The 25,411-nt window shown below is 54.6% G+C and carries 20 protein-coding genes and 1 tRNA gene; 7 read left to right on the top strand and 14 right to left on the bottom strand.

Annotated elements, in window-relative coordinates:
• The first annotated feature begins 2 nt into the window (after positions 1-2).
• Positions 3-2,081 (top strand): membrane protein, encoded by a 2,079-nt coding sequence (locus tag G512_RS0100280; protein WP_028479963.1) that lies wholly within the window; start codon positions 3-5, stop codon positions 2,079-2,081.
• Positions 2,082-2,085: 4 nt separating this feature from the next.
• Here G512_RS0100280 and G512_RS0100275 read toward each other — a convergent pair whose 3' ends face one another.
• The gene (locus tag G512_RS0100275) at positions 2,086-2,592 is read right to left on the bottom strand and encodes a GNAT family N-acetyltransferase (RefSeq protein WP_028479962.1); all 507 of its coding nucleotides are present in this window, start codon (positions 2,590-2,592) and stop codon (positions 2,086-2,088) included.
• Between the two features lie 257 nt (positions 2,593-2,849).
• Positions 2,850-3,341, bottom strand: a complete 492-nt coding sequence (locus G512_RS0100270; protein ID WP_028479961.1) for an NUDIX domain-containing protein — start codon at positions 3,339-3,341, stop codon at positions 2,850-2,852.
• Positions 3,342-3,728: 387 nt separating this feature from the next.
• On the opposite strand from G512_RS0100270, the gene G512_RS0100265 reads away from it, so the two are divergent.
• Positions 3,729-4,661 carry a metallophosphoesterase family protein gene (locus tag G512_RS0100265; protein ID WP_028479960.1) on the top strand — a complete coding sequence of 311 codons (933 nt, stop codon included), beginning with the start codon at positions 3,729-3,731 and terminating at the stop codon, positions 4,659-4,661.
• Here G512_RS0100265 and G512_RS0100260 read toward each other — a convergent pair.
• From G512_RS0100260 to G512_RS0100205, 12 genes are all read right to left on the bottom strand, one after another.
• The gene (locus tag G512_RS0100260; RefSeq protein WP_028479959.1) at positions 4,658-5,272 is read right to left on the bottom strand and encodes a hypothetical protein; all 615 of its coding nucleotides are present in this window, start codon (positions 5,270-5,272) and stop codon (positions 4,658-4,660) included. The two genes, G512_RS0100265 and G512_RS0100260, sit on opposite strands and share 4 nt — an antisense overlap.
• Before the next feature lie 301 nt (positions 5,273-5,573).
• Complete coding sequence (locus G512_RS0100255) at positions 5,574-6,188, bottom strand: GNAT family N-acetyltransferase (protein ID WP_028479958.1); 615 nt, start codon at positions 6,186-6,188, stop codon at positions 5,574-5,576.
• Between the two features lie 86 nt (positions 6,189-6,274).
• Positions 6,275-6,682, bottom strand: coding sequence for a GFA family protein (locus G512_RS0100250; protein ID WP_028479957.1), 408 nt, complete (start codon positions 6,680-6,682; stop codon positions 6,275-6,277).
• A gap of 92 nt (positions 6,683-6,774) precedes the next feature.
• On the bottom strand, positions 6,775-8,874 hold the full coding sequence (gene flhA, locus G512_RS0100245) for a flagellar biosynthesis protein FlhA (protein ID WP_036488059.1): 2,100 nt from the start codon (positions 8,872-8,874) through the stop codon (positions 6,775-6,777).
• Between the two features lie 106 nt (positions 8,875-8,980).
• Positions 8,981-10,348: a sigma-54-dependent transcriptional regulator FlbD gene (gene flbD / locus G512_RS0100240; protein WP_028479955.1), complete on the bottom strand. Its 1,368-nt coding sequence runs from the start codon at positions 10,346-10,348 to the stop codon at positions 8,981-8,983.
• A 26-nt stretch (positions 10,349-10,374) separates the two neighbouring features.
• Positions 10,375-10,728: a flagellar motor switch protein FliN gene (gene fliN / locus G512_RS0100235; RefSeq protein WP_028479954.1), complete on the bottom strand. Its 354-nt coding sequence runs from the start codon at positions 10,726-10,728 to the stop codon at positions 10,375-10,377.
• Positions 10,725-11,438 carry a FliH/SctL family protein gene (locus G512_RS19480; protein ID WP_051268657.1) on the bottom strand — a complete coding sequence of 238 codons (714 nt, stop codon included), beginning with the start codon at positions 11,436-11,438 and terminating at the stop codon, positions 10,725-10,727. The genes fliN and G512_RS19480 overlap by 4 nt, the downstream gene beginning before the upstream one ends.
• A gap of 30 nt (positions 11,439-11,468) precedes the next feature.
• Positions 11,469-12,527, bottom strand: coding sequence for a flagellar motor switch protein FliG (gene fliG / locus G512_RS0100225; protein ID WP_028479953.1), 1,059 nt, complete (start codon positions 12,525-12,527; stop codon positions 11,469-11,471).
• 4 nt (positions 12,528-12,531) lie between these two features.
• Complete coding sequence (gene fliF / locus G512_RS0100220) at positions 12,532-14,181, bottom strand: flagellar basal-body MS-ring/collar protein FliF (RefSeq protein ID WP_028479952.1); 1,650 nt, start codon at positions 14,179-14,181, stop codon at positions 12,532-12,534.
• Positions 14,182-14,695: 514 nt separating this feature from the next.
• Complete coding sequence (gene sciP, locus G512_RS0100215; protein ID WP_028479951.1) at positions 14,696-14,971, bottom strand: CtrA inhibitor SciP; 276 nt, start codon at positions 14,969-14,971, stop codon at positions 14,696-14,698.
• Positions 14,972-15,099: 128 nt separating this feature from the next.
• Positions 15,100-15,759: a flagellar hook assembly protein FlgD gene (locus G512_RS0100210; RefSeq protein WP_028479950.1), complete on the bottom strand. Its 660-nt coding sequence runs from the start codon at positions 15,757-15,759 to the stop codon at positions 15,100-15,102.
• 29 nt (positions 15,760-15,788) lie between these two features.
• Complete coding sequence (locus tag G512_RS0100205) at positions 15,789-18,518, bottom strand: flagellar hook-length control protein FliK (RefSeq protein ID WP_028479949.1); 2,730 nt, start codon at positions 18,516-18,518, stop codon at positions 15,789-15,791.
• Positions 18,519-18,879: 361 nt separating this feature from the next.
• On the opposite strand from G512_RS0100205, the gene mnmA reads away from it, so the two are divergent.
• From mnmA to G512_RS0100170, 5 genes are all read left to right on the top strand, one after another.
• Positions 18,880-20,085 (top strand): tRNA 2-thiouridine(34) synthase MnmA, encoded by a 1,206-nt coding sequence (gene mnmA, locus G512_RS0100200; RefSeq protein WP_028479948.1) that lies wholly within the window; start codon positions 18,880-18,882, stop codon positions 20,083-20,085.
• Positions 20,086-20,347: 262 nt separating this feature from the next.
• Positions 20,348-20,424: transfer RNA gene (locus G512_RS0100190), tRNA-Met, on the top strand.
• A 352-nt stretch (positions 20,425-20,776) separates the two neighbouring features.
• Positions 20,777-22,501 (top strand): AIPR family protein, encoded by a 1,725-nt coding sequence (locus tag G512_RS0100185; RefSeq protein WP_143181330.1) that lies wholly within the window; start codon positions 20,777-20,779, stop codon positions 22,499-22,501.
• Positions 22,502-22,900: 399 nt separating this feature from the next.
• Positions 22,901-24,601, top strand: a complete 1,701-nt coding sequence (locus G512_RS0100175; RefSeq protein ID WP_028479946.1) for a methyl-accepting chemotaxis protein — start codon at positions 22,901-22,903, stop codon at positions 24,599-24,601.
• A gap of 262 nt (positions 24,602-24,863) precedes the next feature.
• Entirely contained in the window at positions 24,864-25,382 is a 519-nt protein-coding gene (locus G512_RS0100170) for a DUF1269 domain-containing protein (protein WP_028479945.1), read from the top strand.
• The last annotated feature ends 29 nt before the right edge of the window (positions 25,383-25,411 follow it).

Here is a 25,411-nt window from a genome sequence, read left to right as displayed (position 1 = left end):
AGATGATCTGGTCCCTTTCGTTTGATCCATTGATCCCGTGGCCATGGCTCTATGCTGCGGCAGCACTCTTTGTCATTGTGGCCATCGCCTTGCTGTACCTGCGGCTCAAGGGCGCCTTGTTGCGCGTGTTGGCCATCACCTTGCTGCTGCTGGGCATTGCCAATCCAGCCCTCTATCAGGAGGACCGTAGCCCTCTCTCAACGGTAGTGGCGCTGGTTACCGATCGCAGCCAAAGCCAAACGCTGGATGGGCGCGAGACCGACACCGACACTGCCCGCACCAGCATTGCAGCACAGATTGAAGCGCTGGAAGGTTTCGACCTGCGCGAAGTAACCGTGGACCCGGCATCTGGTCTGCGCAACGATGGCACGCAGTTGTTCAGTGCACTGGCCGACAGTCTGGGTGATGTGCCGCCTGAACGCATTGGCGGAGCAATTCTGTTAACCGACGGCCAGGTTCACGATGTGCCGGAGACCCTTGATCAACTGGGATTTGATGCGCCGTTGCACGCGGTGCTTTCAGGCCATCCGGAAGAAGTAGATCGGCGCCTGCACATCGTTTCCGCACCCAAATTTGGTCTTGTTGGATCTGAACAGACGGTCGTTCTGGAAGCCGTGCAAGCTGGCACTGGGGAGTTGCCACAAACAGCCACGCTCACCCTGCGCCGCAATGGCAGCGCGGAAGAGCAGAGGCAAATCCGCGTCAACCAGCCCTTCGAGGTCACACTGGAGATCGATCATGGAGGTGACAACATCTTCGAGTTTGAAGTCTCCGGCCTCGACAACGAACTCACGCCAATCAACAACCGGGCGGTGGTGACCGTTGACGGCATTCGCGAAAACCTCCGGGTTCTGCTTGTTTCTGGGTCGCCGCACGCCGGGGAGCGCACATGGCGCAATTTGCTGAAGTCGGACGCGGCCGTAGATCTGGTGCATTTCACCATTTTGCGGCCTCCGGAAAAACAGGATGGAACCCCAATCAACCAGTTGTCTTTGATTGCGTTCCCAACCCGCGAGCTGTTTTCAGTCAAGATTGATGAGTTTGATCTCATCATTTTTGACCGCTACGAGCGCCGCGGCGTGCTGCCGTTGTTATACTTCGACAATATTGCCCAGTTCGTCATGAAAGGTGGCGCCGTACTTGTAGCTGGCGGACCAGATTATGCAGACATGTCCTCCATCTACCAAACCCCGCTGAGCCGCGTGTTGCCCGCAGCCCCAACAGGTCAAACGCTGGACGTTCCATTCCAGCCGCAAATCTCTAGTCTTGGAGAGCGCCATCCGGTAACGCGTCAACTCCCGGGATCAGAGCAAACACCTCCAGCTTGGAGCCGCTGGTTCCGGGTGGTTGATTCCGTGATTACAAGCGGGCAAGAATTGATGACCGGAGCCGAGGACCGCCCCCTTTTGGTGCTGGACCGTGTTGGCGAAGGGCGGGTCGCTACCCTGCTGTCGGATCATGTGTGGCTTTGGGCCCGAGGCTATGAAGGCGGCGGACCGCATGTGAGTCTGTTGCGCCGTCTGGCGCACTGGCTTATGCAGGAGCCGGACCTGGACGAAGAGACCCTGCGTCTCGAAGCCAACGGACAGGACTTGACGATCCTGCGCCAAACCCTGGATGAACAGGTTGACCCTGTCGTGCTGACCACTCCTTCGGGCCAAACCAGCATTCATGAGCTGGCACCGGACGAGCCGGGCGTCTGGAGCACCACTGTGCGCGTTGGCGAACTCGGGCTGTATGAAGCAGATGACGGCGTGCGCCGAACGCTCATCAACATTGGGCCGGCAAACCCGAAAGAGTTTCGTGATGTAATCTCCACGCCAGATCGTCTTGCGGAGACAATCGACCCTACTGGCGGCGGTATAGTGCGCCTGCGCCAAACCCCGGAGGAGTTTGAAGTTCCGGATGTAATTGCCGCAAGCAGCGGCGCGAACTACCACGGTGCTGGCTGGATCGGCTTGAAACGGTCGGATGCAAGCATGCTGAACGGCATTCGGAAATATCCGCTCATGACAGGCTTTCTGGGTCTAGGGGTCCTGCTGCTGCTCTTGTCCGCCATGTGGTATCGTGAGGGGCGCTGACCCCTCACACTGTAGCCCCTGCCCCGGCCCGCACCAAGCCGGTCGGCAACGGACCATCCTGCAACATGAGAACGAGCAAGCGATCCGGGTCATAAGGCCCCGGCAATTCCATGGTATGTTCGGGCACTTTCTGATAGCCCAGAGGTCCGTAATACGGCGCATCTCCGATGAGGAGAATGGCAGGAACCCCGGAACAACGGGCAGCATCTTGCGCGGTTTTCATCAAGGCTTTGCCTAACCCCTTGTTTTTGTAGGAAGGGCTGACAGTAAGGGGGCCAAGCAGCATGGCGGAGGTATCGCCGATATGGATCGGCGTTAACCGGACTGAGCCGGCCAGAACACCATCCATCAGACCAACGAAACTGTGCGCCATGCAGGGCGGTACGCCCTCACGAATGCGAAACGCAGTCCGCGTGTGGCGTCCGGGTCCAAACGCCTCATCTTGTATCAAGTCGATTTGGTGGGAGTCCTGCGGCATTTCTTGCCGGATGAACCATTGGGGTTTCAGCATAACATGACCATTGTTGGAACCGGGTGTTCGCGGCTCCCCAGTGGTCACGGCCTGTCAGAGACCATGGAACACAGCTGCAAAACCACGACGAACTGCGTCACGCACTCGGCGCTCGCCACAGGTCATTCGTCGTCGGAGAGATAGCTGTGCCACCTGAAAACTTCCTTCAATGGGTTTACGCGAAATCCGTTAGCATGAGCCACGAATTTCGTAAAGATCATAAATGACGGAGCAAGCATAAACTTTCTGATAAACGCTCACCAGAAGGCACAAGCCTCTCGCGCATTTCGCACCTCCATCAAACGGCGGCGCGTCGCCGGTGTGGTGCCTTGCGGCAGCTCGTCAACCGGGAAGAACCCGATCTCCGCAATCTCATGACCCGGACGCTCCCAGTTCGGGTCGCGTGTCCAGTTGCGTACGACGAAGAACGCCACATGATCCCGCTGCGTGGCATTCCTATTGAAGTGCATGGACAGAAATTCAGGGGGCGTTCTGGGAACGATGCCTGCCTCTTCGCGAAGCTCGCGAATGGCAGCCTGCTCCAGTGTTTCACCCGGATCCACGCCACCTCCGGGCAGATACCAGCCCTTCAAATAGGTGTGTTTGACCAACAGCACACTACCGGCTTCATCAAAAACGGCGATACGCACACCCAGCGTCATCGCCCGGCGAAACATCGCCACCGTATGCACAAGGACTCGCACGATCCGCGTTGTTAGGCTGATTTGATGGTCGTCGGCTTCCACCACTCGGCAACCTCCCCGTGAAACATCACAATTCTGCATGCCTCCAATGCAAAAACAGCACTACTCATTCGTGCTGCCTCAGCTAAACAGACGCAGAGTAAAGCAACATGTTTGCTTGTATTGCACTCCGTGCACCAACTAATGCTCCCAATAAACCTGCTTGAGGCACACTATGCTTATCCGTTGGCTCCGTTCCAGAGCTAAAACCACGCGTTTTCAATGGCGCCCGGCCCTGAACAGCGCTCAAACCCCCTACGTTTCTTGTCTGCACACTGCTTATAACGGCTAATGGCCAATTTGACGCTCTTTTTTTGGGGTCAGAACCACAAAAAATAACTGGAAATAACAATAACACTTGAACTTGAACGGGCACCAGTAAATATCCAGAGGATGTTCAAGCTCGTTCAGATTTCCGACCCCCATCTTGGCCCATTGCCAGATGTTGAATTATTGCAGCTCGCCTCCAAACGGGTGCTGGGCTACATCAACTGGCAACGCAACAGAGCGCACGCCATGACCAACTCCTATCTGGACCAGTTGGTCGACGATATTCACGCAAAGGCCCCAGACCACATCGCTGTTTGTGGCGATCTGGTAAATATCGCTCTGCCGAAAGAAATCGAAGCCGCAAAGGCGTGGTTGAGCGAGCTTGGAAGCCCGGCTGACGTTTCACTGACGCCGGGCAACCATGACGCCTATGTGCCCGGAGCCTTCAAGGCGGCAACGACCGAATGGCAAGCCTACATGAGCGGAGACGACATCGCTCATCACACGATGCCACGACCAGAAAACTCCCTCTTTCCTTGGGTTCGTGTCCGCGGCTGCGTGGGACTTGTGGGCCTTTCCACCGCACGGGCCACCGGCCCTTTCATGGCGACAGGTCACATTGATTCAGCCCAACTCCGCGAACTGGGGACTGCCCTGGACCATTTGCGCAAGCAAGGTTTGTTTCGCGTGGTCGTGATGCACCATCCGCCCGTGCGCGAAGCCACCAAGTGGCACAAACGCCTCGTCGGATCCAGCAGGTTCCGGAAAATCATTGCCGATCACGGGGCTGAACTGATCTTGCATGGCCACACTCATAAAGCCACTCGAATGCAAATTGCCGGCGCTCATGGGCCCGTGCCGGTTGTATGCGTTCCCTCAGCCTCAAATGGTTTGGGATCGCATCGCCCAGCAGCCCGCTACAACACCTTCGAGATCTCCGGCAATCCGGGCGCATGGCAGTGCCGCATGTTGGAGCGTGGCTTCCAACAAGGCAACACCGGCGTCACCGAAATCGCGACACACACTCTTCAGATCCCGTCAGGAGCCAAGCCCTAAACTCCGCCCGGCACGATAAACCACGCATAGGCAACCAACGCGGCTGCACCAACAAGAAGCCCAAGAACAAACAGGAACATGCCCTTCCAGAAACTCGCGGCCGGGCCACCTTGTTCCTTTTTGTGTTGGGCCAACGCCTCCATCGCGCGCGCCTTGTCCGGATCCTTGCCGCGCAGCCGCCGCATCAACCAGTCACCTTCAAGGAACAGGTCCTTTTCAATGATCCGTTCGGCGATGTATTCGGTGATGCAGTCCGCCATATCATCCAGATTGGCGGATTCCAGAAGGACCACACGCCCCATCCGTGTGTCCTTCACGAAACGGTAGGTCTGTTTGTCTCGCGCCATCAGCACGTGACTGGTCATATCGATCCACAAGCGGGGCTGCGATCCACCAACAATGTGAAATGAGAACTGATCGTCGTCTTCCGGCACTTCGCGGAAAACGTCCTGCAGCTCTTCGCTGAGCATCTCAAGCCGAGCCCGCTCACTTTCCTGCAGGTCAACCACAACATCCGTTCTTTCAATTTCAGCCATCCGCACTTTGCGAATGGCCTCACGCAAAGACCGAACCCGCGCGTGTGGCACAACGTTATCACGCACCTCTGTCATTGAGCCCCCAGAGCCACTCACCGCTACCATATAGTGGCGCAAACCTAACCAAAACGGCACTTCCCGCCTATTGGTCGACCCGGTCATCCACCGGCAATCATGTGCCAATGGTTAACCAATGTTAACCCCCAAATTAATACAATTTTAATATTGACGGCACAACTCCTCACGGGTGGGTTACCCTTGATCAAACTTGGGGCAACTGCTTTCAGGAACGACCGGCACCACTCCGCAGCTTGGTGAAGACAAACAGCGAAAGAACGGCAAGGCTGTTCGAAATCCGGCGGTCAAGACACTGAAACTATTTACCATTCAGGAATGGCAGATGAGGTCCGGCGTCCTTGGGCAATACGCCCAGACCACGCGGATCATCCGCAACTTCGATGGCTCGCTTGAAGGGCACAAAGCCACTGCGCTGGTAGAACCCGAGCGCCTGCGGGCTGTCACCAGTACAGGTATGAAGCCAGAATCGCCGCGTGCGCTCACGGCCCCATACAATTTCAAGGGCTTGGTTCATCAACCAGCGCCCCGCACCTCCCCCGACTACTTCCGGCGTCAATCCAAAGTAAGTCAGTTCCACATTCTGCGGGTCCGCAAAATCAAGCTCTAACAAGCCCACTGGATTGCCATCTTTCATCGGCAGATAAACTTCACGCGTGGTTTGCGCAAGAAGAGCCTCAAGTTCATCGTCGGCGCAGGTCAACCGCCCGAACCAAAGCCAAGGCTCACCAATCCGCCTGAACACATCCCGAAATGCCTGCGCGCTCATGGCTTCCTGCTGTTCAAGGGCAAGATCCGACCTCGAAACAGGCGTCAAATCCGGCTTTTCTGTCATTTCTAGATAGGTAACGACAAAAGCAATCTTGTCCTGTGGCAAAACGGTATAACCATCAAGGTGCAATGGGATCGTGCTCATGAAAACTCCCTGAACTATAGCAATATGGAAAGTGAGGTGACGCAGGATGGGGTCAATGTCAATCAACCAGATTGATCAAACCATCCTCAACCGGGGCCTTCAGCAAAACAATGGATCTGCTCTAAACGGTCCGCCCATGCCGGCCGGCTGGCGTGAAAGATCCGCGCATCCGGTGTTTTGGTAATCGTCTGATCCAGACTGCCCGCTGGCACAACCAGCAGCTCTCCGTCCATCTGCATCATCGGCACGGGAGCGCCGCACTCAGAGCAAAAGCTTTTCTGATGGCGCGTCTCGGGTACCCGATATGTCTTGATGAGCGCATCACCACTGAGCCAGACGAGTTGAGCCGTGGTTGAAAAAAGATTTGCCGCATGCGCTGAGCCTGTATCCTTTTGGCACCGACTGCAGTAGCACAAAAAGAAGTGCTCGAACTGCCCAGAGACACGATAGGTCACACGACCACATTGGCACGAGCCCGATACATCTGACGTCATTGATCCCCTCCCCTATTCTTGAAGTATCGCAAGGGGAACAATACTCATCGATCAGCGGAGGTCCAGCGCTAACCCCCACGGAACACAGAGGGTCAGATGGAACCCACTGTTTTCAGACGTGCACGAGGATGCACTTCGTTCTGGCTCATAACAAAGGTGTGGGCTCTAAAACGCTCGACGATAGACCGGACATAAGGGCGGGTGTGGGCTGAGCACAGCAAAACGGGGTTTTCACCGGCTTGACCCGCTTCCTCAAATGCCTGCCGTACCAGTCCAACAAACTCCTGAAGCTTGGACGGCGCCATCGCAAGCTGACGGTCATCACCATCGCCGATAATGGATTCCATGAAGGCCGACTCCCATTGCGGGCTAAGGCTGATCAACGGCAAATAACCGCCAGGCGACTGATTGGCAGCGCAGATCTGGCGGGAAAGGCGGGTTCGCACGTGTTCGGCAATCATGGATGGATTGCGGGTGGAACCAACAGCTTCAGCAACCCCCTCCAATATGGTGCCCAGGTCGCGAACCGAAATGCGCTCCTCCAGCAAGGCTTGCAACACGCGCTGAATGCCAGAAATGGAGATGGTGCTCGGGACAATATCCTCCACCAACTTGGCCTGATCGTCCGGGAGCTGTTTCAGCAGGTGTTGAACATGCGCATAGGTCAACAACTCGGAAATGTTGGACTTGATGGTTTCAGTCAAGTGAGTTGAAAGCACGGTTGCAGGATCAACAACGGTATATCCCAACAGGGACGCTTCTTCGCGGTATTGCGCCTCTACCCAGGTTGCAGGCAAACCGAAGGTCGGCTCGGTTGTTTGGGTCCCCGGCAACTTAACCTCGCCGCCGCGCGGATCCATCACCATGAACTGGTTCGGGAACAGCACACCGGAGCCAGCATCCACTTCCTTAACCTTGATGATATACTCGTTCGGTTGCAGCTGTATGTTATCCAGAATACGTACAGACGGCATGATGACACCCATGTCGGAAGCGATCTGGCGACGCAATGCCTTAATTTGTTCGGTAACCTGATCCGTCTCTTCCTTGTTGCGGCCATTGATGATCGGAAGCAGCGCATAACCAAGTTCAATCTTCAATTCATCCAGCTTCAAGCTGTCAGTGATCGGCGGTTCCTTGGGCGCAGCTTCCTCTTCCTGAGCCGTTACCTGTTCAGCGATTTCCGTAGCCTTTTGCTCCTCGATTTGACGCGATGCGCGCCGAGCCATGTACCCGGCCAGCCCCGCCAGTGCGAGAAACGGTATCATCGGCATGCCCGGCAACAGCGACAAGATCACCATGACGAATGCAGACATGCCGAGCGCCTTGGGATAGCCCGAGAATTGCTTGACCAGTTCCCGGTCTGCGGAGCCTTGCAGCCCGGCCTTGGATACCAGAATACCGGCGGCGGTGGACACGATCAGCGCGGGGATCTGGGAGACCAGACCATCACCGATGGTCAACAGGGTGTAGTTCTGCGCGGCTTCGGAGAAGCTGAGTTCCTTCTGCAGAACCCCGATGACAATGCCGCCTACAATATTGATGAAGGTGATCAGCAGGCCGGCGATGGCATCCCCGCGCACAAACTTGGAGGCACCATCCATGGACCCGAAGAACGTGGATTCCGACTCCAGTTCCTTGCGGCGGCGGCGGGCTTCGTCCTCATCAATCAGGCCAGCAGAAAGGTCCGCATCAATGGCCATCTGCTTGCCCGGCATGGCATCCAGAGTGAAACGCGCGGCAACCTCGGCGATACGCCCCGAGCCCTTGGTAATGACGATGAAGTTCACAATCACGAGGATCGCAAACACGATGATCCCGATGACATAATTGCCGCCCATGACAAAGCTGCCAAAAGCGGAAATCACATTACCAGCGGCCCCTTCGCCTTCGTGACCATTGGCCAGGATCAGTCGGGTTGATGCCATGTTCAACGCCAACCGAAGCATCGTGGCAATCAACAAGACCGTTGGAAACGAGGAGAACTCCAGCGGCTTTTGAATAAAAAGGCCGGTCATGAGGATCATGACCGAAAAGATGATGGATATGGCGAGGAACAAATCCAGCATCATGGGGGGCATGGGCAGGATGAGCATCACAAGGATGACCATCACCCCAATCGCCAGTCCCAGATCACCGTGGCGTACCGCTGTGTAAATGTCGCGGATCGACAACCCGAAAGCAGACGTCATGAAACCGCCAGCCCCTTTGGAGGCCCCGTTGCCGCTTTCTGCAGCCGGTTGCTGGGTTACTTCATTGTCCGCCATGAACGCCCAAATGCCCCTTTACGCGCTCGTGTCAGGTATGCGCACGCAGCTCACCCGGCTGCGGAACGTAGATCCCTTCCTCCGCATACTGGTTGAGTTTGTTGCGCAAAGTCCGAATTGAAATGCCGAGTATCTTGGCCGCATGGGTCCGGTTGCCCAGACAGTGGTCCAGAGTATCAAGAATAAGATCCCGCTCCACGTCAGCTACCGTGCGCCCAACCATGACTGTGGAAACAGCCTCCGCAGCCTGCGCTGCGGCCCGCGCTGCGGTTTCGTGCCCCGGGCCGGCCTGAATAGGCGACCCATCCGGCATGCGGATCGCATCGGCGCCAATCTCTTCGCCGCCAGCCAGCAGAACCGCCCGGTGCATGGTGTTTTCCAGCTCGCGCACATTGCCGCGCCAATCGTTGGCCAGCAGCACTTCACGCGCATCCTCACCCAAACCGGCTGCAGCCACCCCATTGGCCTTGGCATAAACACTCAGGAAATGCTCCGCCAACTCGATGATATCCCCCGGACGCTCGCGCAGTGGCGGCAATTTCAGGTTCACCACGTTCAGCCTGTACAGCAAATCCTCACGAAATGTACCGGCCTTGACGGCCTCGCCCAAATCCCGGTTCGACGTTGCGATAATGCGAATGTCCACCGGTACCGGCTTGCTGCCGCCCACCCGGTCAATCACACGCTCCTGAATGGCACGCAACAACTTGGCCTGGAGGCGAATGTCCATCTCCGAGATTTCGTCGAGCATCAAGGTGCCGCCGTGCGCCTCTTCAAACTTGCCAATCCGCCGCGCGAGAGCGCCGGTAAAGGCCCCTTTCTCATGGCCGAACAGCTCGCTTTCCAGAAGGTGCTCGGGTATCGCTGCGCAATTGATGGAGATGAAGGGTTTGGAGGCCCGAGAGGACTTGCGATGGACAAACCGTGAGATAACTTCCTTACCCGTTCCAGACTCACCGGTAACCAGAATTGAGGCTTCAGAAGGGGCAATCTGTTCCGCCAGTTTCACGACACTGGCCATGGCCGGGTCGCGGAAAATCAGATCCCGGCGGTCTTCCGTGACAGCCGCAAGAACGGCAGCAATAAGCTCAGGATCCGGTGGTAGTGGAATGTATTCCTTAGCGCCAGCCCGAATAGCTGACACAGCGGCTTTGGCATCTGTTTCCAGCCCGCAGGCTACTACAGGAACGTGGATTCTCTCGCGCTCGATGTTTTCCAAGAGGTTGGCGATGCTCTCGTTCACATCAACCATCAACAGATCTGCGCCGCGGCCAGAGCGCAGGACACTCATCGCTTCGTCGATGTTGGAGGCATGGGACACCGAGGCGCCACGATCCATGGCGATCTTGGTCGCCGTGGTCAGCTGCCCACCCAAAGTGCCCACAATCAAAAGCCGCATTTACCTGTCCTCACGTACCGACGCCATTACTTGTCGGATTTGATTATTTCCGTCATGGTGACGCCCAACTTCTCTTCCACGAGCACAACCTCACCGCGCGCCACGAGCCTGTCATTCACATAGATGTCAATGGCTTCGCCGATTTTACGATCGAGTTCCATTACAACACCCGCGTCAAGCTGCAAAAGGTCGGAAATGTGCATCTTGGTATGTCCCAGCACCGCCGAAATCTGTACCGGCACATCAAAAACCGCCTCCAGATCCTCAGCGGACTTGTTGCTGACGGGCGCATCCTCACCGCTTGCACTGGCTGGCTTTGCATTGCCTTCCAACTCGTCAAACACCACTCCCTGAGTGTCGTCGCCATTGTTCTGACTCATGAGGCGTCCGTCTCCATCGGTTCGGGCTTACTCGTCTTGCCGGCCGCAGCGTTCTCGCGATCCGCTGCCTTGAAATACGCCTGCAAAACGCCCTCAATGTGTTCATTCGTCTTGCGCCGGTCGCGGATAATACCACCTTCCGGCCACTCGATCCGACAATCTCCGCGCATCAATCCGGGTTTTCCAGAGACATGAATCTGCCCGTTGTATCCATTCGCCTCTGCAATCTTGCCTATGACCTTTTCCAGGTGCTGCGCATCTGCCTCAGGCACCTCTATGGTTAGTGAAGGCACCCGCCTCAGTGGCTTGAGACACTCGTTAATCAGCGCAACGACTTCGGTCAACGGTTCACGAGCAATCAGATGCGCACAGAGCCGACGCGCAATCAGAAAGCACAGAGCGACGGCGCTCTTTTCCTGCTGCTTCAAAACCTGCTCGACACGCTCACTCAGCTCGACAAGTCCATGAGAGATATCCTGAGTAATCTCTGTCTGGCGAGCGGCTTCTTGTGCTTGCGCACTGGCTACAGCTTCGGTGCGCCCGCGTTCATAGGCCTGCGCTTCCGCCTGCCGTAGAAGCTCCTGGTGTTCGCTGAGCGTAAGCGTGGGTTCGGGCGGTGTTGCAGCGGCATCCGCCGCAGCCTGGTCCTCATTGGCCGTATCGAAAAGGAAGCGCTTGCGCACAGCGCCTTCCGGCATCACCGTGACCATGCGCGCCTCACAAACCCGTCATGTGCCGGATCAATAAACAAGCTCATCATCTCCCTTCTTCTTGGAGATCATGATCTCGCCACTCGCCGCCAGGTCCTTACAGGTGGCAACCATATGGGATTGGGCCTCGTCCACATCTCTCAGGCGCACAGGTCCAAGGTTTTCCATATCTTCCATCAGCATTTTCGAGGCGCGCGCAGACATGTTCGCCGTGAAGAACTCCATCGCCTGTTCGCTGGCCCCTTTCAGAGCCAGAGCCAGACGGTCTTTCTCGATATGGCGCAACAGTGTTTGACAACTTGCGTTGTCCAGCTTGAGCAGGTCCTCGAAAGTAAACATCAGGTTGCGGATGCGCTCGGCAGATTCCCGGTTTTGTTCTTCCAGCGAAGCCATGAAACGAGCTTCCGTTTGCCGATCGAAGTTGTTGAAGATGTCCGCCATCATCTCGTGACTGTCCCGGCGGCTGGTCTGAGACAGGTTGGACATGAACTCAACCCGCAAAGTCTGCTCAACCTTTTCCAGAATGTCCTTTTGAATGGATTCCATGCGCAGCATGCGATTGATCACTTCCATGGACAATTCGTCCTGAAGCAAGGACAGCACGCGCGCAGCATGATCCGGCTGTATTTTCGAAAGAACAACCGCAATGGTTTGCGGGTATTCGTTCTTCAAATAGTTCGCGAGCACGTTTTCCTGAACATTGGAGAGTTTCTCCCACATGTTCCTGCCTGCAGGCCCACGAATTTCTTCCATGATATGGGCCACGCGATCGGGGCTGAGGAAAGAAGACAGCAGCCGCTCTGTCACATCCACATTGCCGTTCAACGAACCACGCGTTGAGAGCTTTCGAACAAAATCAACGAACAACTCCTCCAGCATTGCAGGGGTAACTGGTCCAAGCCGCGCCATTGCCTGCGAGACTTGGCGTACCTCTATCTCATCCAGCCCCTGCCAGATGGTCCGGCCATGCTCTTCACCCAACGCCAGAAGCAGCACCGCAGCACGCTCTGTACCGCTGAGATCGCGCTGGTCGGCCCCATCGGAAACCTCTAGCTGGCGCCCTGCAGTTGTCGGAAGTTGCTGGTTCATAGTCTTAAGCCGCCTCGTTCAACCAACCGCGAACAATGTTGACAGCTTCGGTCGGAAGCTCCTCAATCATATCGCTGATTTCCTTAATCGAATTGGCGTGCAATGCAGCCTCGCTCTTGGCGTCTTCAATCCACTCATTGCTGGGAATTGCGGGCTTTTGAGCCCGATCATCGACCAACTGCGCAAGATATTCTTGCTGCCCATCAGGCCCTGTTGTAACCAACGCGCCACCCGCCGCCGCTTCCGCAGGTGCAAGATCACTCCCCTTTTCAACGGGTGCCAGCACCTTCTTCATCAGCGGGTTCACCGCGAAAATCAGCAGCAGAACTGAGATGACCAGCAACACACCCATCTCGATCAGGCGCATGATGTCGTAGCGCGTGAACTCGAACAACCCACCGGCAACCGGCTCAACGTCTTGCAATGCGTTTTCGGTAAACCGGAGGTTTACGACCTCTACGGTGTCACCGCGAGATTCATCAAATCCGACAGCAGTACGCACCAGCTTGGCGATCTGTTCCATCTCTTCTTCAGAACGGGGCGTGTAGACGACCTCACCGTTTTCGTTCTGATCATAGGTACCGTCAACCAGCACCGCTACGGAAAGTCGCTCCAGCTCCCCAGCCTCGATCACTTCCGTAACGGTGCTCTTGGAAATCTCGTAGTTCACCACCTCTTCGGAAGAGTTGGCTTGATCCAGATCGCCCGCACCGCCCGCTTGTGGGTCAGCGGTTGGCAATTGGTTCCCAACAGTAACGGCATCCTCTCCAGACCGCGACGTGGAGTTTTCTTCCCGTGTTTGTGTGGAGCGCACAACTTGCCCGGCAGGATCATAAATCTCCTGCTTTTCAGTCCGACGATTGAAATTGAGATCAGCCGCGACCTTTACCCGTGCTCGCCCGAACCCGACCACGTTATTCAGGATTTCCTCAATCTGAATGCGCAACCGGTTCTCGATCTCCATGGCCTGATCGTCCAGAGCCGACACGCCGAAGTTGCCCTCGTCTCGCCCCGAACCACTGGCCAACAATGCGCCACGCTCATCTACGATAGACACATAGGAGGGCTCCAAACCTTCAACGGCAGACGCGACCATATGCTGGATCGCCCGTATCTGCCCCTCGTCCAAAGCGCCGCGTACTGCCAGAACGATAGACGCCGTCGGAGGAATGCGATCCCGTTGAAACAGTTGGCGCTCCGGAATGACCAAATGCACACGGGCGGTTTTTATCTTGCCCAAAGACCGGATGGTACGGGCCAACTCTCCTTCCAGAGCGCGCAAATGATTAATGTTTTGCACGAAACTGGTTGCACCCAATGTATCCGTCTTGTCGAAAATCTCATAGCCGACGCCGCCGCCAGTAGGCAATCCGGCCTGCGCAACCACCATACGAAGGCGGTAGACGTCTTCTTCAGGCACGAAAACCGCCGAGCTGTTGTCACGCACTTCGTAGGTGACGCCTTGCCCCTCCAGTTCCTGAACAACGGCAGAAACGTCATCCATGCTCAGGTCAGTATAAAGAGGAACGAGTTGCGGCGCTGTAGCCTGAAAAATAATAAAGGAAAACAAGCCGATAAGAATGGCTGCCATGACGCCCATAGCACCAATACGCGCAGGACCGAGGGTTTTCAAAAACTCAAGGATGCCGCTCACGGATGTCGCCCCACATTAATAGTCGTCGCCACAAAGAGTAGAAAACCACCCAAATCACAGGTGCCCCGTGGTTATCTACTGGGCAAAAATTGCCGCCAATGTGGTTAACAAATCCTTAACGCCCTAAGCCAGCTTTTCGTCAAAATGCCCAGATTTGGCCAAATTCAGCCATTTTCGAACACCAGTTTTCCAAGAGTTTATGCAAAATTTACCTATCAAATTGCAATAGGTATTGAATATACGGTTAAAATTGGCTGGTAAACGTTAGGAGGGTGATTTGCCTGATTTGCCCGCTGGGGCTGTCAACCACCCCCTTCTCGCCGCATTTTCGTCAAGAACAGAGGGGTCGTGTTCTGCAGGGCTGACGGTCAACCACCATTCACGCACCCGCAAGCATAGGCCGCTCAATGTGGTCTGATGCATTCAATAAGAAAGCCCTCCGTACTTCCGCACGAAGGGCTTTCCTATTAACGCCTACCTGATCGAACCTCCCAGCCCGACAAGCAGTTTCTTATCAACTTCTGTAGTCCTGTATCCGGGTCGCCCTCAGACCAGCCAGACCATGCTTTTCAATGGAACTCTGCCAAGACAGAAACTCTTCCACTGTCAGCGTATAGCGCTGGCAAGCCTCATCGAGGGAAAGTAGTCCGCCGCGTACGGCGGCCACAACCTCGGCTTTCCGACGGATCACCCACCGCTTTGTTGTACGCGGAGGGAGATCGGCGATTGTCAAAGGACTCCCATCGGGACCAATGACGTATTTTACTCGTGAACTTACTTGTTCGGTCATTCTACTCTCACACAAACCATGACCTAGCTTGAATGGAGAGTAGACGAAGGCCTTTAAAAATTACCTAAACCGGCGGTCAGGTTTTGGTAAGATTCATTACTAAGATTCATAGTGGATATTAACCACGATTATCCTTGCTTTACTTTCGTGATTTCTGACACCGGCACCTCGAGATCACCGAGTTTGAGCATAACCTCACCTTTGGTAAAATCAACTTCAGTAACAGTTCCAGTTACTTCAGTGGACACCTCAAACTCCTTGCCCTGAGGGTTCGCCATCTTGATGGAAATGCTGTACTGCCCATCGGGCGCCGTACTGCCAGAAGTGGTGGTTCCCGGCCATGTATAGGCGCCTTTTCCTTCCTTAAGATCTACCGTGTCTTTAAAGACAATGCCGCCTTCGCTGTTGCGGATTTCAATCTTGGCTTCGCCATCTTGTGGCGCCGTATAGCCCCACGAGGCTTCGCCATCCTTGAGATTCGCTGTATCGCCCAGAGCTGTCACTTCATTGCCAATATAACCAACAAACTGACTCGCATTTTGCGTTTTCAATTGCACCAGCAGTTTATCCAAATTCTGGTTGCTCAGAATTTGTTGCTCAACCTGAGTGTAATTTACCAGCTGCTCGGTGTATTGCGAGGCATCCAGAGGGTCCAACGGGTCCTGATTCTGCAGCTGCGTCGTCAACATGGACATGAAAAGGTCGTAGCTCGCACCGATGGACTGAGTCGCAGCATTGTTCTGCGAGGATGAGGTGCCCGATGAGCTCACATCTCCGATCGTTGTCATTGTATTGGTCTCCTCACAAGCCTTCGGGCTTAAATCGAGATGTCGAGAGCCCCGGTTGAGGCCGCGCTATAGGCTTTGGAAATATTTGAAACGGTGGTGCCATCTGACCCGACAGCATTGGACGACCCACCTCGGTTTCCGCCGTTGGCATGCTCACCAGCGCTTTCTCCATGGCTCTGCCCACCGCCTTGCTCTCCTCTCAGAGAGAACTGGAGAGAGCCATCATCACTGGCCTGAAGTCCGGCATCGCCCAGAGCTTTTACCAAGGCACGCTGATCGCGCATGAACAAGTCCAGCGTCTCCGGACGATCCACCGTCAAATGGGCCCGCACCTTACCGTCCTTTGAAAACTCAAGCGATACGTCCACCTTGCCTAACTCCGGCGGATCCATGCGGATTTCAAAACGCTGGTTTCCGCGTTGTGCCTGCCTGACAAGGGTGGGAATGACTGTTTGCGCGATGTGGCGAGCGCCATCGCGCGCGAGTGCCGTCGAAGCAGCGGCGGAGGCAGACGAACTGGTTGAGGTTGAACCAGTCTGGCTGAGGCCAGCAAATTCATCCAGTCCTTCCCCATCTTCACCACGCATCAATCCATCATCGCCCATGGCCAGAGCCTGATTGAACATCAAGGGCAACTCGCCATTTCCCGATGTTTTCCCACCAGCAGGCTGGCCAACTGTTGCGCCTGTTCTGGCCGCACCAGCAGGAGCTGGTGCGCCAGTCTGAGAACCCGCTCCACCAGAAAGGCTCCCTGTCGTGGCGCCATCGCCAGAACCAACCCCTTGCACAGCCCCCTCAGCAGCAGCTGCTGTCATGCGGCTGGTACCATCCAACCCGACTCGCGACCCATTTCGGCTGCCGAAAAGATCAATCGGAGCGACGCGTGGCTTCGTGGAATTTTGCGCAAGTGGCGCCACCAGATGAGCAGCCGTCGCCTGAGACTGGTGCTGCTGAGCGCTCTTGGACTGTCCGGCATCCGAAGCACCTGTTGAAGCCTTACCAGCCGCTTCTTGCCGCTCCACCGCTTTGGCGAGCGCCTGTTCCTGATCCTGCAATATGTCACTGACACTTTTCGGCATCATTGGCAGGGCTGCGTTGGCTTTGGGAGCCGCTTCATTTTTCAAGCCGCTGGTGGAAACTGAATGATCTTCTGCACTGCCATCCAACGGCACCTGCGCCCGGAGCACGGCCTCATCCACCACTCGATCAGGCGCGACTTGGGTAACACGAATACGATCGGGCGCCATCTGCGCCAATGACGGAACCGTTTCAACTGCCGGGCGTACGGTCGCTTGTTCCTGCACTTGCGTACCTTTAATTTGTACAGGAGCAGAAGCAGCACCGCGGGCATTTTGAGAACTTGCGTCCAGGGTTTGTCGTTGCAGTTCAGCCTTTGCAGCAACAGATGAACGCCCCTCAGCCACCGGTGAACTGGACGGCATCGCACTGTCTTGAGGCAGCGACACCTTATTCGTAGGCGCCGCCATATGATCGACGGAACCCGCAGATCCAGGCTTTACTGCTGAAGTGGGCGCTTGAAGCTCCTCAGATGCTGCCGGGGCTGTTTTCGCTGAACCAACCTGAGCAGAGACAGACGTCCCCACACTATCACCTGTCAAAGCAGCACGGCTTGCCTGAGCAGCAGATACGCCAGCAGCGGCGCCATTCGTCGTTGGAGACGCCGCGCTCGCCAGATCTGATTTCAAGCTCACATCGGCTTTGCTGGTAGCTATGGCCGGGTTATCGACCGCCGCTGCTCCATTTTGAGCGGCCGAGACAGGGACAGCTGGTGAGCTGGCACCGGACGCCTTGAGAGCCGGGCTGGCTCCAGACAGTGGGACAGGAGTGTGGCTGGCCAGAGACGCCGTTTTCACATTGGGTTGGGGCCCATCACCACTCTTTGTAACGGCTGCTTGGAGCTGCTTTACATCGAAGAACCGCGGCGGCTGTTCCGCTGCATCAAACCCGCCCTCAGTCGGGCTCGTCGAACCGCCCTTCACAGGATCAACTGCGCCGACTGCTCCTGACGCAACTGGAACGCTTTTGGCTCCACCCTGCACACCACTATCGGCCGCATCAAGTACAGCGGAAACCGATTGACTGCCAATGGACTTCGCAGAGATCTGGATGCGCGCAGGCGTACCTACTTCAGATGGCGCTTGTTGGGCAACCTTCACAGCACTCGTCTCCGCCGTCATACCAGCGGGCAACACACTGCTTGCACCAGCCCTGGCGCCCGATCTGCTGACCGAGGCCGCCGCGTCGCCGACCTTGATCTGAGCAGGCACCTCGAACGCCGCGCTTTCCGAACCAACCGCCGCACGCAAAGGGCTGGCTGCTACCAAGGCACCGTTTTGCAATGTCTTTTGGTCAGCAGATCCAGAAACGGCATTGGCAAAGGATGCCGGGGCTGCTGTCGGATCGTCGGCTCCTCCCTCGTTCTCTGCCAAATTCGCAGGACCGCCAGAGACAGTAACCGCACCCGGTACACCAGGGGAAACAACGACTGTACTTGCTGCGGCATCAGTTGTTGCAACGCCGCCGGCGCGCAATAGGTCGGCCTCGCCGCCAGGATCAGAAACGGCTTCATTGGAGGATAGACCCTGAGAGACAGCGCTAGCCTGCCCTTTAAGCAGTGCTGCAAACGCTCCATTTACCCCAGAGACCATGCCGACCGATCCCGTCAACGCTCCTTTGAGCGAGGTATTTTTCGACAGCACATTGACCCCGGTCGGGTCAAAGGATGGAGTACCGGCCATTCGTTCCCCTGAGCCTGCAGACACAATTCCGCAGTGAGGGTAGCAAGCTTCAGGCCAACTTGTCAGAGGAAGCCGAACCCGCGAGCTTCCGCGGCTTTCCATGCCGCACAACGCGGCCCAACCCTCTCTGGCAGCAGTTTTTGCCCTGCACAGACTGCAGCTAGGCAGAGTTTTCCGCATTCCTGAGCGAGGGTCATTGGCGGCTGAAAGTTTTTTGAGTATAGTCCCGTACAAATTTGGGGTCGGCGTCGATAAAAAAGTGTCGGGGCTTGTGAAACCCCCATTAAATGCCATATGCGCAGCACTGAAAACCGCGCCCTGTGGCGCACGCGCATGAAAGATTTAAGAGGTCAGTCGCGAAATGCTTAACAGTCTGGGCCTACCTGGGCGTCCGGAAGACACGCGGGTTGTTGTCGCCATGTCCGGCGGTGTCGACTCATCAGTCGTTGCCGGTCTGATGAAGCGCGAGGGCTACGACGTCATTGGTGTTACCCTCCAGCTCTATGACCATGGTGAAGCTGTTCAGAAAAAGGGAGCCTGCTGCGCCGGCCAGGATATTCACGACGCCCGGCGCGTAGCCGAGAGTCTGGACATCCCTCACTACGTACTGGATTATGAATCCCGTTTTCGCGAACAGGTTATTGAACGTTTCGCCGACAGTTACATCAACGGTGAAACGCCAATTCCTTGCGTTACCTGCAATCAGACCGTCAAATTCCAGGACCTTTTGGAGACCGCGAAAGATCTGGGCGCCGATGTGCTGGTTACCGGTCATTATGTTCGCACCAAGCTTGAAGGCAACCGCAACGCACTGTATCGGCCCGTTGATCTGGATCGCGACCAGAGCTACTTCCTGTTCGCTACCACGCAAGAGCAACTGGACTTCCTGCGCTTCCCACTTGGCGGCATGACCAAGCCGGAGGTGCGCGCACTGGCAGAAGAATTCGGACTGATCGTTGCTGATAAACATGACAGTCAGGATATCTGCTTTGTGCCTCAGGGCCGCTACACCGACGTGATTGCACGGCTGCGCCCACACGCGGCTGATCCGGGAGACATCGTTCATGTAGATGGGCGTGTACTCGGCCAACATGAAGGCATCATTCATTTCACCATCGGCCAGCGCCGTGGCATCGGCGTTTCAACTGGCGAGCCCCTGTATGTAGTGCATCTGGATGCAGACAACCGCCGCGTGATTGTTGGGCCAAAAGAATTTCTGGCAACGCACAAGCTGCTCCTGCGCAACGTGAACTGGATCGGTGCCGGCCATTTCGACGACCTGCCTGTGGAAGGCCTGAAAGTATTCGCCAAGGTTCGCTCAACCCGCCCACCGACAGAAGCAATTCTGCGCAAGGAAGGCGATGACATTACTGTGGAGCTCGTCGCTGGTGAACTCGGCGTAGCACCAGGACAGGCCTGCGTATTTTTTGACGAAGACACTCAGGATGCCCGTGTTCTGGGAGGCGGCTGGATCCAACGTGCGGAAAAAGACAGAAAATCAGAGGATGCACTGCGCAACCTCATTGGAAAGTCTTGGGAAGCAGCCGGACTCCCGGCCAGTTCCTGACCCGCAGCCGAAGTAAAGGCACAGGCCTACGTCGCACGAACGTAGGCCTGACAACCGCTACAGCCCGTGCAAAAAGGCGCTTTTTCCACGACGCCGAACCCAGCAAACCCCTTGTTTTTGAATGTTTTTTCACAAGATTTCGAGTTTCCACAAATCTTGACGAACAAGGCTTGACGGAACATCTCAAGCGCCTTATACACCCTCTCACACGACGCGGCGGTCACACAGATCGTCAGTCACTGACAAACAGTGACAACCCTGTGGCGGGGTAGCTCAGTTGGTTAGAGCAGCGGAATCATAATCCGCGTGTCGGGGGTTCAAGTCCCTCCCTCGCTACCATTTCTCCCAATATTTTTAAAATGATAGATGCAAGTTTCGCTGAGCGTTTGTGCGCATATTAGGCGCTGGGTGCCGTATGGGTTCCATGTCCTATGAAACAGCATCAAACAGAATGCTTCATCCCAAAAACTAATTAAACGATGCTCCCGCTCACAATAGTACCCCCCCCACCGCTATGACTGCCATGGGCAAAAAAGCATTCGCCGCTATCCAACTGACCGCCTCAGCTCAATACTAAGCTGGTATCCGTCTTCAAGGATATAATTTACTATTTGAGAGATAAAGCTTAAAGTTGCATTGCGCGGATCAGAATGCAGGCATACTATTTAAATAAACCAAAGGAATTAATCAATTGAGTACAGCCATCAAACGCGGATTTATATCCGATGCCATAGCAAACGCTGCGAGTGAACTGAATGTTGAAGAAGATGACGCGTTCATGTATTGGTTTTATTCCATATTGTTCGATGCTGACCTCGATGAACTGCCGGATGATGAACTGGTCGACGGGGCTGGCGAACGTCAGATCGACATTTTTAAGATTGAAGTGGATGATAGCAATCAATCGGTTCACATTCGTCTAATTCAAGTCAAAAACACACAAGGTTTTTCGGCGAATACTGTATCCCTTATGAAGACAGGATTGGAATTTGTTTTTCTGTCCAAACAGTCCGTATATCAAGCCAATCCAAATGCGAAATTGGTAGAGAAAATTGAAAACGCGAGACAGTTGATCAGGCAATACGGAAACAACAGCGTTAGTGTTTCCTGCTACTTTGTAACTTTAGGTGACGAAGCAGACATTGCCGAAGAAGCGCAAGCCAACAAGGGTAATATTCTGCGGGAATTTTCGGATAGTGGAGTTTTCGCGAGCTTTGATTTTCACTTCATTGGAGTCAATGAACTCGATCGAATAAATAATCAAAGGCGCAATAGGGCGCGCCAAATAATTGCGGACATACCGATTGTGTATGACGCAAATCGACCTTCGATCGTCGAATTTGACACCGGGGGAGTCCGAAGCGTTCTTTGTACGGTGAAGGGCAGAGACCTAGCACAACTCGCTCAAATCGAACCTCGAGATGCAATCTTTGACGCAAATGTCAGAGGCAATCTCGGCCTTGGTGGACAAGTAAACAAATCGATTTACGAAACTGCGACCAACAACCAAAAATCTGACAGCTTCTGGTACATGAACAACGGAGTGACAATGGTTTGTGAAAGCTTGTCGATGGTGCGAGATCCAGACGCTCCTTCAGTTCGAGTTGAAAAAGTACAGATTATCAATGGCTGCCAAACTACATCGTCTTTGCGATCCGCATTTGAAGATGGAGAGTTGCAAGATAACGTAAAGGTTCAAGTCAAGATATATGAGTCTAACGATTTTAATTTTATAAGCAACGTGGTCATAGCAACAAATAACCAAAACACTATCGGCTCCCGTGATCTTCATGCCAATGACGAGATACAGCAGCTTATTCAGCGGAAGATTAGTGAAGATTTTGGCCTATTTTACGAAAGAAAAAGGGGGGAAGCAAAAAGTGCAGGTGTACATAAATCCAAGGTGATTGACTTGGAAAAAGCAGGTCAAGCCTACCTGGCGATATTTAAGAACCAACCGACTGTTAGCCGAGCTCAGAAATACAAGGTGTACTCACCTGAATTTTACAATGACATTTATGGCAAAGCACAGCCCTGGCAGCTTGCGGTTTCACACGAAATTTACAAGTTCGCAGAAATTCGAGGCAGAAGAGCCTACAGAGAGCTCGAACCTGACAATCCTTCACGAAACATTTTAAACTATGGTGTCTTCCATATATGTCGCATTTTGTGGTGGGTTTTGGTGAATGAGCTATCTGTTGATCCTAGAAATGATACCACTGCGATGGCAATCGCACGACAGGAAAACGATTTGCTTGAGAATGCGTATAATCGAGCGAATAGCATACTATCCGAGGTGGTTAACCAGAATAATGAGAACCTCATCAATCTGAACAATTACTTCAAAAAAGCGCAATCCCAACAGAATATTAACCAGTACCTTCAAAGCCAGCTAGATCAAGCCGTAGAGGGCTGATTTTTTAGACGTCAAGCATGATGTTTTGTTCAGTTCGCTAGCACAGCGTTTTCGGCACCGTCTTCACCAAAGCATCCTTCCGCTGGTCCCTTGGTAAAATGGAAATGCGCTTCCTGCCCACAGAAATATGAGGCGATGTGGCGCATCACCACCATTCCACCTCGAAAACTGATATCCCACAATATATTCTTTAATTACAATAACTTAAGACTGTCGATGAAATTTATTATTTAGCATATTTCATTTATGAGAGATCTCACTCCTTATCTAAACGCACTAATTTAGCGCCAAAACACCCAAATTTAGGGCGTCTGAATGATTGTCGTTCATCTATTAAATATTCATTGAGTATATTTAACTAATGATCTTGGAGTTCTGCTGCAACTCAACGGAAAAGACATGTCACTGTCCAGACTCCCCCTCGCATGGAAGATTGCCCTTCCAACCCTGGTTATCTTTGCCTTTGCCGTCGCGCTCTCACTCATTAATCTCTCAGCGCTACGCACATCCATGGTGAATGAGCGCATCGACAGCATCAAACACATCACCAGCTCTGCGCTGCGCATAACTGAGCATTTCCATCAACGCGCTCAAACCGGCGAATTCACCGAGGCCGAGGCAAAGGACCTTGCCAAACAAGCCATGCGCGACATTCGCTACGATGGCGGAAATGGCTACATCTTCGTCTATGACTACGAAGGCACAACGCTGGTCATGCCAAACGATGATGCCATCGGTAAAAACCTTATCAATACCCGCGATCAAAATGGCGTCTATCTTGTACGCGAGTTGATCAAGCAAGCCCAGAACGGCGGCGGCAAGGTGTCCTATGTTTGGACCAAGGCTGGCGGAGGCGATACGCTTTATCAGAAAGAAAGTTGGGCTGAGGGTTTCGCGCCTTGGCAGTGGATGATCGGGACCGGCGTCTACACCGACGACATCGACCATGCGTTCTGGAAACAGGCCACGACAAACATCATCATTTCTTTGATAGCCATGCTGGTAGCAGCGGCAATTGCGTTCATTACAATCCGCTCCATCAACATGCCGATTGCCGAACTCATCCGCAACATGCACAGCATGTCTGAAGGCGACAACTCGGCGACCATAAATTACATTGATCGTACTGACGAAATTGGCCAGATCGCCTCTGCAATGAAGGTGTTTCAGGAAAACGAGCGCAACCGCAAAGCTCTTGAGGAAGCCCAGAAGCGAGATCAACAGACCTCTGTACAGCGCAGCAATGAAGTCCAGGAACTTTGCGCGGGCTTTGACCGCGATATCTCTGAGTTGTTGGATACAGTCAGTGCCGCAGTTCAGGAACTTGAAACTGCGTCCGAACGCCTGGCAGGCAATGCAGACCACACATCAAGCCAAAGCCAGCGCGCTTCAGCCGCCTCGATGCAAGCATCTTCCAATGTGGAGGCCGTAGCTTCAGCAGCCGAAGAACTGGCAGCATCCGTGAGCGAGGTAAGCCGCCAGGTACAGCGTTCCAACGACATGACATCACAGGCCAGTTCGGAAGCGGCCAGCACGAACGAACGCGTGGAACGGCTCGCCCGATCAGCAAAGCATATCAGTGAGGTTGTCACGCTCATTCAGGCCATTGCAGAACAGACGAACCTGCTGGCCTTGAACGCAACCATTGAAGCCGCCCGCGCAGGTGAAGCAGGTAAAGGCTTTGCGGTGGTTGCTGCCGAAGTGAAGGAACTGGCGAACCAAACCTCCAAGGCAACCGAGGAGATCGACAAACAGGTCTCGGAGATCCAGCAGGAGACAAACCACGCGGTTTCAGCCATTTCCACGATCTCTCAAACAATCGAGAATCTGTCGGGCACATCCGCGCAAATTGCGGCCGCAGTAGAACAACAACATGCTGCCACACAAGAAATTGCAAGCAATGTGACCGAAGCCTCCCGCGTTACCAACGAGGTCTCAGAAAGCATCAATTTCGTTGCTCAAAGCGCTCAAGAAACGCAGGATCAAGTCATGGTGGTCAACAGCTCCAGCCAGACCATGCAAGAGCGTGCCGCGCAATTGCGCGATCAGGTCACAAACTTCCTGCGGGCCGTACGTGAACGCTCAGGGACTGCAGCCTGAGGCGGACTACCCCCCCCTTTTCTGACTAATAACGGAACCGTCGCCAACCTCGTTGGCGGCGGTTTTTTTCCCCGCAGCAGATTGCGGGTAGCGGGAAAGCTTTGCCCCGAAAGCAACACTCACCTCTGTTTAACTACACGTGCAGCTCTTTGTTGACCCTGCGTCATTTCACAAATACTCTCCGATGGCCTCGTCAGGTTCCTGCCAATGCCTGAAACGTCGGTCAATAATAAAAGCACTGAAACAACAGTGAGATCCTTCCATGTCCAATCTAGTGGTCATTGCCTATCCCACCCTCGAAAAAGCCGAGGAAGTACGAGAAAAGCTGTTCGCGTTTCAAAAGGAATACCTCATCCAGATGGGGGATGCGGTGATTGCGGAAAAGAAACCGAATGGGCACATAAAACTCCACCAGATTTTCTCCCCGACAGGCGCTGGCGCCGCCACAGGAAGCCTTTGGGGCTTATTGATCGGTGTCCTTTTCATGGTGCCGTTGGCAGGGGTGGCTGTAGGTGCAGCTTCGGGCGCACTCGCCGGAGCTCTCTCCGATTTCGGTATCAACGACAAGTTCATGAAACAGGTCGCCAGCACCTTGCAGCCGGGAAACGCCGCCTTGTTCGTGTTGATCAACAAGGTGACGCTGGACAAGGTCCTTGCGGGACTGGAAGGAACAGGCGGCGAAATCATGCAGACATCCTTGGACCACAGCAAGGAAGAAGCGCTGCGCAAGGCACTGCACGAGCATATTAAAGAGAACGAGCAGTCAGGCTCCGCGGCCTAGCCACAACATTGCGTCAAAGGCTCCGCGCC

This window comes from Pseudovibrio exalbescens DSM 16456 (assembly GCF_000422785.1).
Taxonomy (GTDB): Bacteria; Pseudomonadota; Alphaproteobacteria; order Rhizobiales; family Stappiaceae; genus Pseudovibrio; species Pseudovibrio exalbescens.
This window is presented reverse-complemented; position numbering and strand designations above follow the sequence as displayed.